Source organism: Buttiauxella sp. BIGb0552, assembly GCF_004366275.1.
GTDB lineage: Bacteria > Pseudomonadota > Gammaproteobacteria > Enterobacterales > Enterobacteriaceae > Buttiauxella > Buttiauxella gaviniae.
This window is the reverse complement of the sequence record NZ_SODY01000007.1, coordinates 205,206-222,687: the sequence shown is the minus strand read 5'-3', so window position 1 is coordinate 222,687 and position 17,482 is coordinate 205,206. Positions and strand designations below refer to the sequence as shown.

At 47.2% G+C, this 17,482-nt stretch carries 16 protein-coding genes and 2 pseudogenes; 7 read left to right on the top strand and 11 right to left on the bottom strand.

The features are described from left to right. Positions 1-591: 591 nt before the first annotated feature. The 5 genes and pseudogenes from EDF88_RS20190 to cmoB all read left to right on the top strand — a co-directional run. Positions 592-732: pseudogene (locus tag EDF88_RS20190) on the top strand (integrase); the annotation flags it as partial. Then, positions 711-998: pseudogene (locus EDF88_RS20185) on the top strand (hypothetical protein); the annotation flags it as partial. The pseudogenes EDF88_RS20190 and EDF88_RS20185, both read left to right, overlap by 22 nt. Before the next feature lie 69 nt (positions 999-1,067). Then, positions 1,068-1,463, top strand: a complete 396-nt coding sequence (locus EDF88_RS20180; protein ID WP_115628147.1) for an MAPEG family protein — start codon at positions 1,068-1,070, stop codon at positions 1,461-1,463. A gap of 39 nt (positions 1,464-1,502) precedes the next feature. Then, on the top strand, positions 1,503-2,246 hold the full coding sequence (gene cmoA, locus EDF88_RS20175) for a carboxy-S-adenosyl-L-methionine synthase CmoA (RefSeq protein WP_134186796.1): 744 nt from the start codon (positions 1,503-1,505) through the stop codon (positions 2,244-2,246). Beyond that, positions 2,243-3,214 carry a tRNA 5-methoxyuridine(34)/uridine 5-oxyacetic acid(34) synthase CmoB gene (gene cmoB, locus EDF88_RS20170; protein ID WP_134186794.1) on the top strand — a complete coding sequence of 324 codons (972 nt, stop codon included), beginning with the start codon at positions 2,243-2,245 and terminating at the stop codon, positions 3,212-3,214. The genes cmoA and cmoB overlap by 4 nt, the downstream gene beginning before the upstream one ends. Before the next feature lie 30 nt (positions 3,215-3,244). Here the strand turns inward: cmoB and fumD are convergent, their stop codons facing one another. The 7 genes from fumD to cutC all read right to left on the bottom strand — a co-directional run bounded on the left by fumD (position 3,245) and on the right by cutC (position 9,478). Further along, positions 3,245-3,457, bottom strand: coding sequence for a fumarate hydratase FumD (fumD, locus tag EDF88_RS20165; protein WP_134186792.1), 213 nt, complete (start codon positions 3,455-3,457; stop codon positions 3,245-3,247). 100 nt (positions 3,458-3,557) lie between these two features. After that, the gene (locus EDF88_RS20160) at positions 3,558-3,776 is read right to left on the bottom strand and encodes an acyl carrier protein (protein WP_134186790.1); all 219 of its coding nucleotides are present in this window, start codon (positions 3,774-3,776) and stop codon (positions 3,558-3,560) included. Between the two features lie 18 nt (positions 3,777-3,794). Further along, positions 3,795-5,231, bottom strand: a complete 1,437-nt coding sequence (locus EDF88_RS20155; protein WP_134186788.1) for an AMP-binding protein — start codon at positions 5,229-5,231, stop codon at positions 3,795-3,797. Beyond that, complete coding sequence (locus EDF88_RS20150; protein WP_134186786.1) at positions 5,228-6,349, bottom strand: MBOAT family O-acyltransferase; 1,122 nt, start codon at positions 6,347-6,349, stop codon at positions 5,228-5,230. Before EDF88_RS20150 ends, EDF88_RS20155 begins: the two co-directional genes overlap by 4 nt. A gap of 127 nt (positions 6,350-6,476) precedes the next feature. After that, the gene (locus EDF88_RS20145; protein WP_134186784.1) at positions 6,477-7,616 is read right to left on the bottom strand and encodes a D-alanyl-lipoteichoic acid biosynthesis protein DltD; all 1,140 of its coding nucleotides are present in this window, start codon (positions 7,614-7,616) and stop codon (positions 6,477-6,479) included. Positions 7,617-7,935: 319 nt separating this feature from the next. Further along, on the bottom strand, positions 7,936-8,379 hold the full coding sequence (locus EDF88_RS20140) for a DUF1003 domain-containing protein (RefSeq protein ID WP_243839647.1): 444 nt from the start codon (positions 8,377-8,379) through the stop codon (positions 7,936-7,938). Between the two features lie 349 nt (positions 8,380-8,728). After that, the gene (gene cutC / locus EDF88_RS20135; protein WP_134186780.1) at positions 8,729-9,478 is read right to left on the bottom strand and encodes a copper homeostasis protein CutC; all 750 of its coding nucleotides are present in this window, start codon (positions 9,476-9,478) and stop codon (positions 8,729-8,731) included. Positions 9,479-9,692: 214 nt separating this feature from the next. Between cutC and EDF88_RS20130 the strand changes: the two genes are divergently transcribed. Further along, positions 9,693-10,835 (top strand): PatB family C-S lyase, encoded by a 1,143-nt coding sequence (locus EDF88_RS20130; RefSeq protein WP_134186778.1) that lies wholly within the window; start codon positions 9,693-9,695, stop codon positions 10,833-10,835. Here the strand turns inward: EDF88_RS20130 and EDF88_RS20125 are convergent. Continuing rightward, positions 10,824-11,390, bottom strand: coding sequence for a VOC family protein (locus EDF88_RS20125; RefSeq protein WP_134186776.1), 567 nt, complete (start codon positions 11,388-11,390; stop codon positions 10,824-10,826). The genes EDF88_RS20130 and EDF88_RS20125 overlap by 12 nt on opposite strands. Before the next feature lie 250 nt (positions 11,391-11,640). Here EDF88_RS20125 and argS point away from each other — a divergent pair, with 250 nt between their 5' ends. Next, positions 11,641-13,374 (top strand): arginine--tRNA ligase, encoded by a 1,734-nt coding sequence (argS, locus tag EDF88_RS20120; RefSeq protein ID WP_064511961.1) that lies wholly within the window; start codon positions 11,641-11,643, stop codon positions 13,372-13,374. Positions 13,375-13,420: 46 nt separating this feature from the next. Here argS and lpxA read toward each other — a convergent pair whose 3' ends face one another. The 3 genes from lpxA to EDF88_RS20105 form a co-directional block, all read right to left on the bottom strand. Beyond that, entirely contained in the window at positions 13,421-14,212 is a 792-nt protein-coding gene (gene lpxA / locus EDF88_RS20115) for an acyl-ACP--UDP-N-acetylglucosamine O-acyltransferase (protein WP_064511962.1), read from the bottom strand. 297 nt (positions 14,213-14,509) lie between these two features. Further along, positions 14,510-15,649 (bottom strand): glycoside hydrolase family 105 protein, encoded by a 1,140-nt coding sequence (locus EDF88_RS20110; protein WP_134186774.1) that lies wholly within the window; start codon positions 15,647-15,649, stop codon positions 14,510-14,512. Continuing rightward, a complete protein-coding gene (locus EDF88_RS20105) occupies positions 15,649-17,241 on the bottom strand; it encodes an MFS transporter (protein ID WP_064511964.1) in 1,593 nt (530 codons plus the stop codon). The genes EDF88_RS20110 and EDF88_RS20105 overlap by 1 nt, the downstream gene beginning before the upstream one ends. Positions 17,242-17,482 lie beyond the last annotated feature (241 nt).

Here is a 17,482-nt window from a genome sequence, read left to right as displayed (position 1 = left end):
AAAATAGACGCTGCCTTTGGAGGTAACTTAATTATCTCTTCCGGGAATAAAAATGTTTTGCAGTAAAATCTGCCCATCAATATTTGTTATCTTGATCAAAAACAAATTTCTATAGCTTCCAGTTTGTTTTCTGGAAAGAGAATATTGATGATTATCAAAAAACATTTCAAGATTATTCAGGGTGTACTTTTACACCACACTCCAGTCAATAATGCGTTTATCGATTATTCAGTGAGTTATCGTAATTATCGATTAACCAATAGAGTAAATGTATGGATTGGCATGAAAATGCCACAAGCCAGATTGTTATCGAGTCTAAAAATAAACGTTTATTAAATGTTAAATGCCATTGTGAGTATTTAAAATATGAGAGGGACTGGCGATTTGAAACAACGGATAGCAGTATTGAAAACGAGTCAGACTTGGGTGGGTTCCAGGTGCCTATTTTTTTCCGACTGTAATTAATATATGCCAGGAGGGCGGAGCTGGGTTCGTCTAATACATCGACTTTGAACCCACACTAGCCGCAGAAAACTCAGCGAACGTCATAACGTTCGTGTCTCAGTGGACACGCTCAGAAAATGGATGACTGCGTGTTGGTCCTTGTCTGCTGGAGCAAACCCGAGCTTCATTGCCAATCAGATGGGACATACAAGCGCCCAGATGGTTTTCAATGTGTACGGGGCGTGGATGGCTGACAGCAGCGCAGAGCGCAACGCAAAAAACCCGTAGTTCCGGTTCACGCCCTCGTGACGGCCAAAAATCCGCTGGTGCGGTTTATCGGCAGCGACGATATGGAACAGAATCTGGCATTCTTTAGCGCCTGGATTAAAACCTTGCCAAAGTGGGAACAAACCACCACGCCATATCTCTTTTTACACACGCCAGATATCGGGCTGGTACACGATCTGGTTCATACATTATGGCCGGGGCTGCAACACGCCTTCTCTGAACTGGGTAACGAACCGGCAATTCCAAAACAAAACTCCCTATTTTAGGGGTAGCGACAGCATACGGTTTGCGCTGCTATCATAGGCTTGCTGGAACTATCTCTATAGGATGTGAGTATGGTAAGCGCGCTCTATGCCGTTTTGGGTGCTTTGTTGCTGATTAAGTTCTCGTTTGATGTTGTTCGTATGCGTTTGCAGTACCGCGTCTCTTATGGCGATGGCGGTTTTAGCGAACTTCAGAGTGCGATTCGAATTCATGGTAATGCCGTGGAATATATCCCGGTGGCATTGCTACTTTTATTGCTGATGGAAATGAACGGTGCCGAAACCTGGATGGTGCATATTTGCGGGCTTCTGCTGATTGCCGGGCGCCTGATGCATGCTTATGGTTTTCACCATCGTTTAATTTCCTGGCGTCGTTCTGGCATGAGTGCCACCTGGTGTTCATTGCTGCTGATGGTGCTGGCTAACCTGTGGTATATGCCATGGGAGTTGGTTTTCTCGCTGCATTAACGCAAAATATGCCCCTTTCGAATTTCCGGATTTAACGTTATGTCTGACCGCGATACGCTGTTTTCCGCCCCGATCGCCAAATTAGGTGACTGGACCTTTGATGAACGCGTAGCTGAAGTGTTCCCCGATATGATTCAACGATCGGTGCCTGGCTACTCCAACATTATTTCTATGATTGGTATGCTGGCGGAGCGCTTTGTGGCACCAGGTAGCCAGGTCTATGACCTTGGTTGTTCGCTTGGCGCGGCAACGTTATCCGTGCGTCGTAACATCCAGCATGACAACTGCAAAATTATCGCGGTAGATAATTCCCCTGCTATGGTCGAGCGCTGCCGACGCCATCTTGACGCGTTTAAAGCGCAAACCCCAGTTGATGTTATCGAAGGCGATATCCGCGATATCGTTATCGAAAATGCCTCGATGGTGGTGCTGAATTTCACGCTGCAATTCCTTGAGCCTGATGACCGCAAACTGCTGCTGGAAAAAATCTATCAGGGTCTGAACCCAGGTGGCGCGTTAGTGCTGTCGGAAAAATTCAGTTTTGAAGATGGTGAAGTCGGCGAATTACTGTTCAATATGCACCACGATTTTAAACGTGCGAACGGCTATAGCGAGCTGGAAATCAGCCAAAAACGCAGCATGCTGGAAAACGTCATGCTTACCGACTCTGTCGAAACACATAAAAAACGCCTCAAACAAGCCGGATTTGACCACGCAGAATTATGGTTCCAGTGCTTTAACTTTGGCTCTTTAGTTGCACTGAAATCAGGAACTTCTGCATGATAGACTTTGGTAATTTTTATCAGCTTATCGCGAAAAGCCCGCTGGCTCCGTGGTTAGAAACCCTGCCTGCACAAATTGCCACCTGGCAGCGTGAGAACCTACACGGCCAGTTCAAGCACTGGTATAACACCGTTGAATACCTGCCAGAACTTGCGCCGTATCGTCTGGATTTATTGCACAGCGTCACCGCTGAGTCTGAAACGCCACTCAGCGATGGACAGCAACTGGGGATTGAAAAACTACTGCGTAACCTGATGCCATGGCGCAAAGGGCCATATTCTCTGTATGGTGTAGACATCGATACCGAATGGCGCTCAGACTTGAAATGGGATCGCGTTTTACCGCATATCTCCCCGCTTACCGGGCGCACAATTCTGGATGTCGGCTGCGGTAGCGGTTACCACCTGTGGCGGATGATTGGTGCGGGTGCACACCTCGCGGTGGGTATCGACCCGATGCAGTTGTTTGTTTGCCAGTTTGAAGCGGTGCGTAAACTGTTGGGTAATGACCAACGTGCCCATGTGCTGCCGCTTGGTATCGAACAGCTTCCTGAACTCAATATCTTTGATACCGTGTTCTCGATGGGCGTGCTTTATCACCGCCGCTCCCCACTCGACCATCTTTATCAGCTAAAAAATCAGCTAGCTAAAGATGGCGAACTGGTGCTCGAAACGCTGGTTGTGGAAGGTGATGAGAATACGGTGTTGGTGCCAGGCGAGCGTTATGCGCAGATGCGCAACGTCTATTACATCCCATCAGCTTTGGCGTTGAAAAACTGGCTGGAGAAATGTGGTTTTGTTGATGTGAAAATTGTCGACCATTGCTACACCACAAGCGAAGAACAACGTCGTACTAGCTGGTTGACCACCGAATCACTGGCCGACTTCCTTGATCCGAACGATGCGAACAAAACCATCGAAGGTTATCCAGCCCCTCTGCGCGCCGTTCTTGTAGCTCGTAAGCCATAATTATCTTAAGGCCACAGAATGTGGCCTTACTTATTTCGCCTCAAATCCAAGCGCACGAATGACTTCTTGCATCGCACTACTCGTCAATTCAGAACGCTGAATCTTGCTATTAGCAGACATGGCTCTGACAACACCCGCAATAACAACATGTTTAGGTTCCTGGCCAAGATCGCGCATCTCAAGCACCACCTTTCCAACAACACGACACATTTCATCGTAAAGCTCTTTATCTGTGATACTCATACCGTCCTCCATTGTTTAGAGGGAGCCTAACACGTTTAAATCATTAAAATAAAAAAAGCCCCAGCAAAACGCCGGGGCCATAAAGTAGTGAATCTCGTCTTCAGACGTTTTCTTCAAGCCAGGCGGCCAACGTTGCTGGTGTCTTCAACACTGTCGCCACATCTGTTGGTGGAATGGCACAACCAAATTCGGCCTGCACCTCCAGCACAACATCAACCGCTGTGATTGAGTCGAGAATACCGGACTCAACCAACTCATCGTTAAACGCCACTTTACGTGACAACACGTTTTCAAAGAGGGCTAAAATTTTCTGTTCCATTTTCTTATCCTTTAATGATTAACAGGTACGCGCCTGTGCATCGAGTAGTTTGCGGTCAATCTTCCCGTTAGGGTTGAGAGGTAATATGTCCATGACGACAATCTGAGATGGCACCATATAAGACGGTAATGTTTTGGTGAGATTAGCTTTGATCTCTTTCTCAGAAAGCGATGAAGAACAAAAAGCCGCAAGGCGTAGAACAGCCCCATCTTTTTTAGTCAGCGGTAACACAACCGCTTCGCTAATTCCTGAAAGTGCTAACAGCCGGTTTTCGATTTCATGGATTTCAATGCGATAACCGTTCATTTTAATCTGGCTATCGTTGCGCCCCTGGCAATATAAATGCTCTTTATTAATACGACCCAGATCGCCCGTTTTATAGCCACGCCACTGTTTGCTTTCATTCCATAACAGTTTCTCGCTATTTTCTTTCGCCAACCCGAGATAGCCACGCATGACGTTCTTACCCCAAATAATTAATTCATTATCTGCGGTTATTTCCATTTCAGAATGCGGCATCATCTGGCCTATTGGCAGAAGATCACATTCGCTTATAAGCATTTCATCGCTGATTTCAACAACCGTCGTGGCAATGGTCGCTTCCGTTGGGCCATAAGAATTGAGTATTTTGGCTTCAGGAAAAAGACGACGCAGATGCTTTACCAGTGCTTTACTGAGAACTTCACCGATAAAAATAAAGACTTTCAGGTCAGTTAAATATTCAGCACAAAATTCTGGAAGCAGCAGTTTTTGATAGGCAAAAGAAGGGGTCGAAACCCAGGCAGAAACCTTTTTCTGCTTTAACGTCGCCAGCCAGTTTTCAGCTGCAATGTCCTCTTTTGCGTTAAGAACGATATGCCCGCCAGTCGCAAGATTTCCCAACAGTGGAATTAAAGACAGATCGAAGCTAAATACCGCATGGTTCATCAGCACCGGGGTTTCAGGCAGGGAAAAATCATTGCGCACCCACTGTATGAAATTCCATACACTTTCACGGCCAATCTGCACCCCTTTTGGTTTACCCGTACTGCCTGAGGTAAACATAATGTAGGCCAAATCCTGCTGTTCCAGTTCTTGCGCCTCGACTCCGGTCGCCACAAAACAACGCAGCCTTACATCATAATAGTAAGGTGCACTGGCTAATTCACAGATCTCTTTCAGGCGCTCTGCCGGATAGATATTATCCACCGGGATATAGGGAATGTTATTGAGCAGGCAGCTATAAATAGCGCAGGCAAATTCCGCTTGCTGGTGACCATAAAGGACAATGGGTATATTTGGCGTTAAATTTAGCCCGGCGAAACGCATCTTCCAGTAAACTACAGCTGAACTAAGCTCCTGCCAGGTCAAGCTATTATCACTGCCGGTGATCGCTAATTGGTGACTATTTTGTGGTTCAAGTAAAACCGCCTGCAGATAATCATTGAGTTGTTGTAAATCAGAATTATTAATCATACTGGAGACATTCCACTAAAAATATAAAGAGAGACTGCCGCACTTGCTAAGGTTAAAAACCGCCCCGTCAGGACAATCAGTGGTTTTTGTAACCAGCTGGTCATTCGTGGGCTATGCTTTGCAAGCCAAAGAATCATATTGTGGATAACGGAAATACTGCCGAACAATGCACCACTGACAACATAATTAAGCTCCAGCCCATTCCAGGCCCCCATACAAAACAGAGTGCAGAAAATACCGATATTTTGTGCCGTGACCTTATGATTTCTGAAAAAATCGATCTTCATCAGATTCATATAAATCGGCATAAAGACCACATCACGAAGCCACTCTGACAGGCTAATATGAAACCTGCGCCAGAAATCCTGCGGATTCTTTGCCAGTAACGGCAGGTTAAAGTTGGCGGGGAGATTGAGCCCGAACAAACGTCCTGCGCCAATCGCCATATTGCTGTAGCCGGCAAAATCGAAATAAAGATAAAAGCTATAGGCCAGCGACATCACCACCCAAACCGTCATAGTAACTGGACGATGACTCCAGTGGCTGATAATGAAATTATCAATCAGCATAGCAAACAGAAACTTCTGCACGATGCCATAGAATATTTGCTCCATTGACTGCAAAAACACCGCAGTCGTGAGGCGAAAATTGGGTTTAGAAATATCCTGTACCCAACTACGCCAGCGGTACATCGGCCCCGCCAAAATAATGAAAGGTAAAAAGAGATAGCTAAAATACTGGAAGAAATCACGGGAGTCTTTCTTGTTGCGATAGAGTAAAATATCTATCGCTCTGAAGGTCATAAATGACAACCCGAGCATGCCCCAGTGGTTATTTAAATGCAGTTTTACCAGTATCAGTGGTAGCAAACTCAAGATGACTGATTGCCAGGTTTTAAGCCATGTTTTGTCTTTTAATGTGGCGATGGTATACAAATAGCCAAACATTAAAATGGGAATAGTGATCTGGCTTTTGAAGACATATTCCCATACGGCAAACAGCGCAAAAGCAGAAAATAGCGATGCATAAGTCAGGCGATTACCCAACAAGCGATTAGCTACTGTAAAAATGAGTGAGCTCGCAAATAACACAGCAAAGAAAGGTGCGCTTGTGTACATTCTCTTATTCCTTAAAACTGCTGATATTCAAAATGCAGCTTCAAATTCATACTGTTATCAATTGATGACCAGGCAATAATGGTGATCATCAAAAAGAAATAGAGGACAAAGAGTCGAATCGCTTTTTTCATTTGTTAAATGCCTCTGCAATATAACGGTCCATTGCGACCCATGCTAATTCGGTTGGGTGAAGACGGTCCCAATTCCATCCCGGTTGATATATTTGGTCGTACATATCAAAATATGGAATATCATACTTTTTCAGTGTCTGTTGGATGAAGCGGTCGGTCGGCTGGAATTTTTCGGTATTCTTTAAAGCCCACGAGTTGAGCGGATCGATAATCACGACTACATTGACCTGGCGCTCGTGCAGCAGCTTTATCATAGCTGTAAACGCCTGTTGTTCTGGATGCGATGGAGGCGCGGTATACCACTCCTCTACCGTTTTATCGTCTGCAAATATGTCTTTATCCATCCATAACGTGGCTGCACTTTCATGACGAGAACGATTCAGTTTCTGGGCCAACTGCAATTCAGCGTTCCAGTCAATATTCGACCAGTTATCGCGGGGGGTAGGCCACGGCTGCATATTCGATTGACCAAAATGGGAAAATGACAGGAAATAATTCCTGATCAATTCACAGAATGATGAGAATTGATATTTAATTTCACGCCAGACAATTTTGTAATGCCAGCCAAAAATGCGCATCTGGCTAAACGTCAAATGGTCAACATCTTGCGGGTCGATATGGGTTAAATAGTGGGTCAAGATGGGATGCATTGTTGCATCCGACATCAATGGTTTAAATACCGAGTCAGGGAAATGATCAGCGAAAATTGTCGGTGGAATGCCATCAAAAAAGAAACTATCAGGTGACAATAACAACACCAGTTTCGTTTTTGGCGACAGTTCTTGTTTAAAGCGCGTCAACAAAGCAAGCTGCGTCATGTTATCGACAAAGCTGTCACCGTAGGCAACGGTCGGTTGATGCAGTTTTGTATTGAAGAAATTATAGACCGCAAAATGCTCATCTTCAGAGGTTGAAACTTCAGATGCCCCGAGGAAAAATATCGCATTACCATTTAAAGCATGCGAAATGGTCGCCATTTTCTCAGACTGAATTTTGCGCGTGCCTTCCATTGTTTTAATGAGTGGTTGAAATTTTAGCGCAGGTTGTAAGCTATTAATAAATGGCGGTAGGGTTAAGACCAAAGCAGCAAGGATCGCCATGGAAACATGCAATAAAATAGCTTTATTTATTTTCATAATAAACACAACTTTGTCGACACTAAATAAAAATAGAAAATATTATTCAATCAATATTTTTAAATGGATTTTAATAATAAAGAAATGAACTACTCTATTCATTGAGTGATTGGTATCCGTATGTAACGCTTTGTACAATGTAGCAATTTCGAAATATGTGGTTAACAATTTTGCCACATGAGGTAGACAGGATAGAATTGGCATTGTGCCATGTAAATATGAAGAAATTATGGTGAATTTTTGCAGAACTGATCCTGGGCCAAGGGAAACTAAAAGCCCGCAAACGGCTCACAGCCACAGGAAAGGGTTAACCGTATTTCTATTTAATTAATTGCTTATGCAGTTGATCTGTGATGATTTCGATACGTTCTGTTAGCTGCTTAGTCACGTTAGTCAGCTCAGTATTCATCTCAATCAATTTAATCATCTGTTCGGCTTGTTCGGCCGCAAATTTTAATCGTTTTTCATTAGCCTGAGCTAAGTCTTCACGGTGCAATGCATCGGCTTCCCCGTGCGCTTTATCCCTCTCCGCCTGGCGTGTTTGGGCCAGCAAAATGAGTGGTGCCGCATAAGCGGCCTGTAGACTGAATGCCAGGTTCAGCAAAATAAAGGGATAGAGATCAAAGTGGCTCACACCCGTCACGTTGAGAACTATCCAAACTAAAACGATGATAGTTTGAGCGCCCAGGAAGAAAGGCGTACCAAAAAACCTGGCAAAGGCTTCGGCTTTTAATGCAAACCAACTTTCCCCAAACGTTGGCATTAAATGCTGGTGAGCACGATGGAAACGTAAGTGATCCCTGGCCGTTATCTTTCCAGATGACTCTTTGTTGGATAGCGCCATTTCCGTTACTCCTCAGCAATAAATGACTATTTATTACACTAAAGTCTAGCAGAGGAATTAACAGGCTTTTGGGAAGGGTTGAGGCTAACAAGGCGCGTTGATTAAATCGGAAACCGTATTTATTTCAGAAGGATAACTAAGCGCCTATACAGCACTCGATAAAATCGTAACTTATTGATATGGATAAAAAAAGCCCCAGCAAAACGCCGGGGCCTGGTACGAGCAACATCACATGGGCGACATGATGCGCGGTTAAAATCTTTAAGTGTCAGGCTGCAGTCTTCCCTGCAACCAACACGGCTTTCATTGCTGCCACTACATCACCATCAACGCAGTAACGATTAAACTCATCGGCTTCCGCATCAGCGCTCATCGACACACCCGCTTTACGGTAACGCATCGGTGATGGCACGGCCTGCCCGGCTGAACTGTGCATTTCGTCAATGCCTTGATCGACAAACTTTTTCAAGTTGCTCAATCGCACACCAGCACCGGCCATAATGATTGGAGCACGGGAATGCTGTTTTAGTTCCCTAAGTAATGAAAGTCCTAATTCTGCATTCTGCTGTTGGCCTGAAGTCAGGATGCGCGCCACGCCTAAATCGGTGAGCTGTTCCAACGCCTGGTGGGGGTTATGGCACATATCAAACGCTCGGTGGAAAGTCACTGCCATACCTTTAGCCTGCTCCATGACTCGCTTCATGCGAGATACATCAACATGCCCTTCCCCATCTAACATACCGATCACCAGCCCCGGATAACCGAGCTCGCGTACGAAAGCGATATCTTCAATCATGGTCTCGAATTCGGCATCGGTGTAACAAAAATCACCACCGCGTGGGCGAATAATTGGATGCACAGGTATCGAAACTCGTTCTTTCACTTTACGCAGCACCCCAGCAGAAGGGGTCAAACCACCCTCTTTGGGGGCTGAACATAATTCAAGCCTGTCCGCTCCGGCAAGTTGCGCAGTGACTGCACAGTCAATTCCATAACAACATATCTCAAGCAAAGGCATTGATTACTCCTTAAAATCTTTAGCCTGGCGGTTGTGTCAATGACACAAAATGATAATGTGAAAACACGATCACAAAAAGGTAGCGGTACTCTAAATATTTCGAGTTGCAGGTAGGCGGCAAAGGAGATTATCCCGATGAGCTTACTTAAGTATGTGATTCGGGTAATTGAGTGCAGCCAACTCCCCTGCAACTTGAAATATAACGAGTACAATCATGGCATTCAATTTTGATGAAGGCATCGACCGCCGTCACAGCGACAGTTCGAAGTGGAATAAATATGGTGATGAAGTGTTACCTATGTGGGTGGCAGATATGGATTTTCGCTCACCACCTTGTATTCTCGAAGCCCTTCATAAACGCGTAGAACACGGAGTTTTTGGTTACGGTAACCGGCCGCAAGAATTAGTGGATATTGTCGTTGAAAGAATGTCCAGCCGCTACCAGTGGCAGATTAAACCAGAGTGGATCGTCTTTTTACCGGGCATTGTCGCGGGCCTGAATTTGAGTGTTCGCGCCTTTACGGCCGCCGATGAAACTACCATTGCGCCAACACCTATTTACCCTCCATTCCGAAAGTCATCTGCATTTGCCAATCGCTCACAACTCAACGCACCACTGCTCCTTGAAAATGGCCGCTGGGTTATGGATTTGCAGGCGCTGGAAGCTCAGCTAACCGGCAAAGAAAAATTGCTGATGTTGTGCAACCCACAAAACCCAGGCGGCACCATCTATACGCGTGAGGAATTACAACAGCACCTGGCATTCGCCCAACGCCACGACATGATCGTCTGTTCTGATGAAATTCATTGTGATTTGCTGCTTGATCCAGGTGCTAAACACATCCCTTTCGCGACACTGAGCCACGACGCAGAACAGCGTTCTATCACGCTGCTTTCACCTTCGAAAACCTTCAATATTGCCGGGCTTGGCGCATCACTTGCGATAATCCCTGACCCGCAATTGCGTAAGCAATTTAATACAGTTCGCGATGGGATTGTACCGAGTGTGGATGTGCTGGCGCTGACAGCCGCCACCGCAGCGTGGCGCGATGGTGAGCCGTGGTTGCAAGAGTTACTTCCTTATCTGCGTCGCAATCGCAACACGTTGGTAAGTGCCGTGAATAATATGCCAGCTCTTACGATGGCATCACCACCCGCCACTTACCTCGGATGGGTGGATGCAAGCGCTCTGCCGGTAGAAAACCCGACGCTCTTCTTCCAGAAAGCCGGATTAGGTTTTTCTCCTGGGGCTGATTTTGGCGAAGCGAAATTCGTGAGAATTAACTTTGGCTGCACCTCAGCAACACTTAATGAAGCCATTAAACGCATGGAAGCAGCCATGAACTCAGTCTGCTAGTTCGCTGGCAACGATCTCTTCAATACTCCATGGATGGAATTTGATGGTGACTTTGCCGTCGGTCACTGCAAGCGTTGGGTTTGGCAAGCGCTCGCGTTCGCCTTTAGGCGAACTGGTTTTCACTGAAATTCCGGTCTGGCGTAAACCCGCGTCAGACATTAAATCCAGCGCTCGTGCATTTAGCGTTTCAGACTCCCCCGGCAGCACAATTTCTACATGCTCCCAACCTTCGTGCGGATAGCGTTTCTCACCCGGCCACGGCAGTTCAACCACGCTAAATTCCCAGTGTGCCACGCAAACGGGTTCGTCTAATTTGAACAGGCAAATTGGGCGATCATTAATGATATTTTCCGACAGCAATGTGCCGCACTTTTCCAGGCCTGCACGCCAGCGTTCCGCCGTCGTATTCTGATGGCAACGCAGAGAAATGTGATCGGCGTCGAGTGGTGCGATTTCAAGATCAAGCCGCGCGGCAAGTTCTGTTAACGCTTGTGTAAATCGCGGGAGATCCGCTGAAATATCATTCAACTCTGCAATTGTCTGCCAGTTGGCCATCACCCTATCCTCTCAAGTCACGAATGCGGGCTAATCTACCAATTTAGGCAGATATCACCAACACCCGAAACGAGGCTATATTTCTGAATGGTTATTCACTATACCGTTGATATTAGTCCAGGGCGCACCGGGCAAGGCTTTTGCTGACTAAGGGGGGTAAATACAGTTATACTTACGCCCTAATTTTATCCCCAATGATACGGCTGCTGTAAAAGTCACGGCAGCCCTTAGCAAAAAGTAAGGTATCCCGGTGAATATTCAGGCTCTTCTCTCAGATAAAGTCAGTCAGGCACTGATTGCCGCAGGTGCACCTGCGGATTGCGAACCGCAGGTTCGTCAATCAGCAAAAGTTCAGTTCGGCGACTATCAGGCCAATGGCGTGATGTCAGTTGCAAAATCACTGGGCAAGCCACCACGACAAGTCGCAGAGTTGGTGATTGCCAATCTGGATTTGACCGGAATTGCCAGCAAAGTTGAAATCGCCGGCCCAGGCTTTATCAACATTTTCCTCGACCCAGCATTCCTGGCAAAAAATGTCGATGAAGCTGTTGCTTCTGACCGTGTAGGCGTGAATACCGTTGCACCACAAACCATCGTGGTCGATTATTCCGCACCAAACGTGGCGAAAGAGATGCACGTCGGCCATATCCGCTCCACTATCATTGGTGATGCTGCGGTGCGTACGCTGGAATTCCTTGGCCATAAAGTTATCCGTGCCAACCACGTGGGTGACTGGGGCACACAGTTCGGGATGCTGATCGCGTATCTTGAAAAGCAGCAACAAGAAAACGCGGGTGAAATGGCGCTGGCCGACCTGGAAGAGTTCTATCGCGCAGCCAAGAAACACTACGATGAAGACGCAGAATTTGCGGAACGTGCTCGCGCATACGTCGTAAAACTGCAAGGCGGCGACGAATACTGCCGTGAAATGTGGCGTAAGTTGGTCGATATCACCATGACGCAGAACCAGCAAACCTACGATCGCCTTAACGTGACGCTGACCCGTGACGACGTAATGGGTGAAAGTCTTTATAACCCAATGCTGCCGGGCATCGTGGCAGATCTCAAGGCGAAAGGTCTTGCGGTCGAGAGCGAAGGCGCAACCGTAGTCTACCTGGATGAGTTCAAGAACAAAGACGGCGACCCAATGGGCGTTATCATCCAGAAAAAAGATGGCGGCTATCTCTACACCACCACCGATATTGCTTGTGCGAAATATCGCTATGAAACCCTGCATGCAGACCGCGTGCTTTACTTTATCGACTCCCGCCAGCATCAACACCTGATGCAAGCATGGACCATCGTGCGTAAAGCCGGTTACGTTCCAGAATCTGTCACCCTGGAGCACCAGATGTTCGGCATGATGCTGGGCAAAGACGGCAAGCCGTTCAAAACCCGTTCTGGCGGCACGGTAAAACTGACCGATCTGCTCGACGAAGCCATGGAACGTGCGCGTAATCTGGTGGCAGAGAAAAACCCGAACATGCCTGCGGATGAACTGGAAGCGTTAGCGAAATCCGTCGGTATTGGCGCAGTGAAATACGCAGACCTGTCGAAAAGCCGCACCACCGATTACATCTTTGACTGGGACAACATGTTGGCCTTCGAGGGCAACACTGCACCGTATATGCAATATGCATACACTCGCGTGCTGTCTGTGTTCCGCAAAGCTGAGATTGATGAAGCTGAACTGCTCAAAGCGCCAGTAGTGATTCGTGAAGATCGCGAAGCACAGTTGGCTGCACGCCTGCTGCAATTTGAAGAAACGCTGAATGTGGTTGCGCGTGATGGTACACCGCACGTGATGTGTACTTACTTATATGACGTGGCAGGCCTGTTCTCTGGCTTCTACGAGCATTGCCCGATTCTGGCTGCTGACTCCGAAGAAGCGCGTAACAGCCGCCTGAAACTGGCTCTGTTAACCGCGAAAACGCTGAAGCTGGGTCTGGATACCTTGGGTATCGAAACCGTAGAACGTATGTAATAGCAAAAAGCTCGTCGCCTGATGCGACGGGCTTTTTCAAATCACATTAGCGAACAATTCCCCGCGCCGACCGCGCAAAAAACCGATCATAAAGGCCAATCACCGGGAAATCACTTTCCAGTATTTTCAAAGACCTCTTCACTTCTTCTATCGCCAGCGCCTGGTTGTAAAACCGCTCATACAATGTATGAATCAAATCCTGCTGTTCTAGCTCTAACGCCTGAAACGCTTTCGAACTTGCGTTGATACCCAGCGGCACAGCGCGGTTACCACCCGCCGTCACAAACGGCGGCACATCCTGAACCACTGCTGATTGGTCGAGGATCTTAACCCCACTCGCCAATATGCAAAATTGATGGATAGCACACATAAAACCTATCTGCGCATCATCATCTAGCTCAACGTGCCCGGCAAGCCCACTGTTATCACCTATCAATGTGCCATTACCGACCACACAATCATGACCAACATGGACACAACTCAAAAAGCGATTGTCATTACCGATGATAGTGGTGCTAAGCCCCTGAACCGTTCCACGATGAATAGTGGCATTTTTGCCAATCTGATTCCGGTCACCAATAACGACCGTCGTGGGTTCACCGGCATATTTAAGATCCTGATTCGCATCACCTATGGATGAAAACTCGCCGAAAGTATTATTACAGCCGATTGTTGTCAGGCCATTAATCACCGAGTAAGCGCCAACAACAGTTCCTTCGCCTATCACTACACCTGCGGAAATAACACAAAACGGGCCAATACTTACATGCGCACCAAGCACCACACCCGGTTCCACAATACTATTACTGGCAACCCGGGCTAACGGGGAAATAGACATCAAATTATCCTGATGACGGCACGAAACGGAGAACGCCGGTCATCGTTTGTTTATTAATCCAGAGTAGGGATCAACAAGAAAAGAGGGGTCGAAAGAGAAGCTCCGCTTCGCCATTCGCATAATCGTTAAGGAGGGTAAAAACCAGTGAAGGGCTTATCGACAGCGGCAGCATAATGAATTGCGTCACACATTACGCCATTTATTTATTATTAAATTGGAGGAACTTTATGGGGTTTGCCCGTAGGTTTGATTTAGTAGTAATTTGCAGGCCCGGTTCCCCAGGCCTGTTGTGAGTGCTTACAAATAAATTCGCAGATACTCGCCCAGACAAAGTATCGCCATCGCCTGTCCGTACGGCATTGAGGTGAGAGGGATTTGGCGATAAAAATCCAGATTGCTGCCCATTCCGGTACCAAACGAAACCTGCAACAACTCCCCTTCTGCCGAGATATTTTTGACGATACCTTTCATCGCCTTTTCCGCTACTTCTGCATACTCTTTGCCGATATAGCGCTTACGAATACCTTTCAGAATGCCGTAGGCAAAACCGGCTGTCGCGGATGCTTCCAGGTAAGAGTGCGGATCGTCGAGCAGCGTGTGCCATAAACCACTGTCGTCCTGGCATTTTGCCAACGCGGCAACTTGATTTTCCAGTACTTGTACCAGATAGCGACGCACCGCGTTGTTCTCAGGTAAATCCACCAGCTCAAGGAAGTCTGGAATAACTATCGTCAACCAACTGTTACCACGCGCCCAACGTGCCTGCGCAAAGTTATGGTTGCCTTCATAGTTCCAGCCGTGGAACCACAGCCCGGTTTCCCGGTCCATCAGGTTCTGTACATGCAGTAAGAACTGGTAGGTCGCTTCTTCCACATATTCCGGGCGATTTAGCAATTTGCCAATTTTTGCCAACGGTAATACGGTCATCATCAGCGTGTCGTCCCACATCTGCTGATGGTTCTCTTCCGCAAGCGTAATGTGCTGCATGCCACCATGTTCGGTACGTGGCATTTCATACATTGCCCACTCAGCCCAGCTTTCAAGCCAGGGTAAGTAAGATGGATCTCGCGTCTCTTCGTAGCGGTAAGCCAGCGTCAGGAACGGTGCCATGGTATTGACGTTTTTGGTGGTCGCGCCTTCTGCGAAACGGTCGGCAAACCAGCTATCAATAATTTCGCACATCTTCTTATCACCGGTCTGGCGATAATATTGATACATGCCGTACAAACCGACGCCATGCGTCCACTCCCAACCAGCCCAACCTTTGGTATCAATGACTCTTCCGTCATCCAGTCGCAGCAAGAATTGGCCCGTTTCATCCTTAATATTAATCAGATTATCCGTCACCTTGTGGATCAGGGTTTTCAGCTCATCCCGGGCAATAAAATGCTCCGGCTGGCACAGTAAAGCGCTGTGTTTGACGGGATAAATAATCATTAACTTAACCTCTGTGATGATGTATTCGAACGCATTGCGGCAGCCTCTTTCAATGATGGAGCCGCAGGTTTATTACGGTTGAGATAACCAATATTGTTGTTGCCCCAAAGCGTGTCGTAAGGCATACCAGCCAGCATTTCGACTGTGGCGCGAGCTTGTGGTGTGGTTGCTTCCGGAACCGGACGGCCCGCAACACGCATCTTCGCCGTCTCTTCACGTAATACGCTGTGAGTTTGTAAATTGAGTTTAAAGCGCAGAGAAACTAAGAAACCGCACGCCAGTACCGCAACTGTACCGAAGCTTAAAATCATCAGAATAGTGTGGCTAACCGCAGGTGGCTGTGTGGTTTGCCCGGAAACAAAACCAGAAAGCTGCATCACGATACCCACCAGCATCACAGCCCCTGCCTGAGATGCTTTACGCGTCAGAGTCATGATCCCGGCAAAGATCCCTTCACGACGCTGACCGGTAATCACTTCATCAACATCAGCAATATAGGTGTAGGTATTCCACGGCACATAGTTGATGCCGCCACGGCCCAAGCCAGCGATAGCAGAAACCAACATCAGCAGTGAGAAGACATCGCTTAATCCCGCGTAATACAACAACGCATAAGAGATAGAACTCAGGCCAAAGATCACCACAACCATACGGTAGGACGGAGCCGGGCCATATTTGATACACAGTGGAATCATGCCGATAACCGCGATAAATTGCAGAATCGCCATAGTGCCGAGCAAGCTGGAAGCCATGCTTGCGCTTTGCATCAGCACGAATACCACATAATAGGTAAACACGGCGTTGAACACGTCCTGCGCGATATAACCGCCCAGATACATGCCCAAGTGTTGGCGGAAGATCTTAACACGCAAAGTGGAGGTCAACTCGACATTCAGGCGCTTCATGCTTTGGGCAAATGTCAGTGTTTTCTTCTCTTCTTCTGCTCGCAGTGCGGCTTCTGTCCAGTCTGAACGAGGGCGTTCCCAGGTGAAGAACCAGACAAATGTCAGCACGATGGCGCAGATGGTGGCGAATACCAGGCTTGAATAGAAGAAGGAAATTGCGTTGTCTTTACCGAAGTGGTTTAACAAAATACCCGGCAGGAATGCAGCAAGAATTGCGGAAAGTTGCGCCATGGAAATACGCGCGCCGGAGAATTTGGTTTTCTGTTTGAAGTCATCGGTCATTTCCGGGACCAGTGTTTCATACGGCACCAGAATCATGGTGTAGACCACGTCAAAAATAAGATAGGTTACCAGGTAATACCAGTAACTCATCTCCCCTACCCACATAAAGCTGTAGCTGAAGACTAATGGGATACCGAGCAATATAAAAAACTTACGGCGACCAAAACGCTTACCAAGCCATGTCGAACCGAAGTTATCCGTCAGGAAGCCCATCAGCGGACTGACAACGGCATCCAGCACCCTGGCCATCGCAAAGATAAACGTCGCTTCAATCGGTGAGAGGCCACAGAAGGTCGTATAAAAGTAGAGCAACCAGGCGGCGGTCAGAGCCGTCGTCCCGGCACCGAGAAAATCCCCGGAGCCGTAGGCAAGATAATTTGCCAATCCAATTTTGCGTGTTTTCATTGCCGTCAAACCCCGTTAATTTTTTTATGGAGATTGCACGTCCCGGTACTTGTCGGGCTTGCGAGAACCTTACCTTGCTAAGGTAGAAGGACGGGGCAATTGAAACCTTTCCATTTTTGCCATCGTTTGATGAATGGTGGCAAAAATACAAAGTGTCTCAGCACTCGTATCACCGATTTATAAAACAGGGGTTTGTTTTTATCAAAAGTGCAGACTAAAAATGAGAGGTAGACGAGAAAAA

Bases quoted from the DNA above. Each gene is read 5' to 3' on its own strand.
- EDF88_RS20180 (WP_115628147.1), top strand. From the start codon at position 1,068: ATGGTAAGCGCGCTCTATGCCGTTTTGGGTGCTTTGTTGCTGATTAAG.
- cmoA (WP_134186796.1), top strand. From the start codon at position 1,503: ATGTCTGACCGCGATACGCTGTTTTCCGCCCCGATCGCCAAATTAGGT.
- cmoB (WP_134186794.1), top strand. From the start codon at position 2,243: ATGATAGACTTTGGTAATTTTTATCAGCTTATCGCGAAAAGCCCGCTG.
- fumD (WP_134186792.1), bottom strand. From the start codon at position 3,457: ATGAGTATCACAGATAAAGAGCTTTACGATGAAATGTGTCGTGTTGTT.
- EDF88_RS20160 (WP_134186790.1), bottom strand. From the start codon at position 3,776: ATGGAACAGAAAATTTTAGCCCTCTTTGAAAACGTGTTGTCACGTAAA.
- EDF88_RS20155 (WP_134186788.1), bottom strand. From the start codon at position 5,231: ATGATTAATAATTCTGATTTACAACAACTCAATGATTATCTGCAGGCG.
- EDF88_RS20150 (WP_134186786.1), bottom strand. From the start codon at position 6,349: ATGTACACAAGCGCACCTTTCTTTGCTGTGTTATTTGCGAGCTCACTC.
- EDF88_RS20145 (WP_134186784.1), bottom strand. From the start codon at position 7,616: ATGAAAATAAATAAAGCTATTTTATTGCATGTTTCCATGGCGATCCTT.
- EDF88_RS20140 (WP_243839647.1), bottom strand. From the start codon at position 8,379: ATGCCAACGTTTGGGGAAAGTTGGTTTGCATTAAAAGCCGAAGCCTTT.
- cutC (WP_134186780.1), bottom strand. From the start codon at position 9,478: ATGCCTTTGCTTGAGATATGTTGTTATGGAATTGACTGTGCAGTCACT.
- EDF88_RS20130 (WP_134186778.1), top strand. From the start codon at position 9,693: ATGGCATTCAATTTTGATGAAGGCATCGACCGCCGTCACAGCGACAGT.
- EDF88_RS20125 (WP_134186776.1), bottom strand. From the start codon at position 11,390: ATGGCCAACTGGCAGACAATTGCAGAGTTGAATGATATTTCAGCGGAT.
- lpxA (WP_064511962.1), bottom strand. From the start codon at position 14,212: ATGTCTATTTCCCCGTTAGCCCGGGTTGCCAGTAATAGTATTGTGGAA.
- EDF88_RS20110 (WP_134186774.1), bottom strand. From the start codon at position 15,649: ATGATTATTTATCCCGTCAAACACAGCGCTTTACTGTGCCAGCCGGAG.
- EDF88_RS20105 (WP_064511964.1), bottom strand. From the start codon at position 17,241: ATGAAAACACGCAAAATTGGATTGGCAAATTATCTTGCCTACGGCTCC.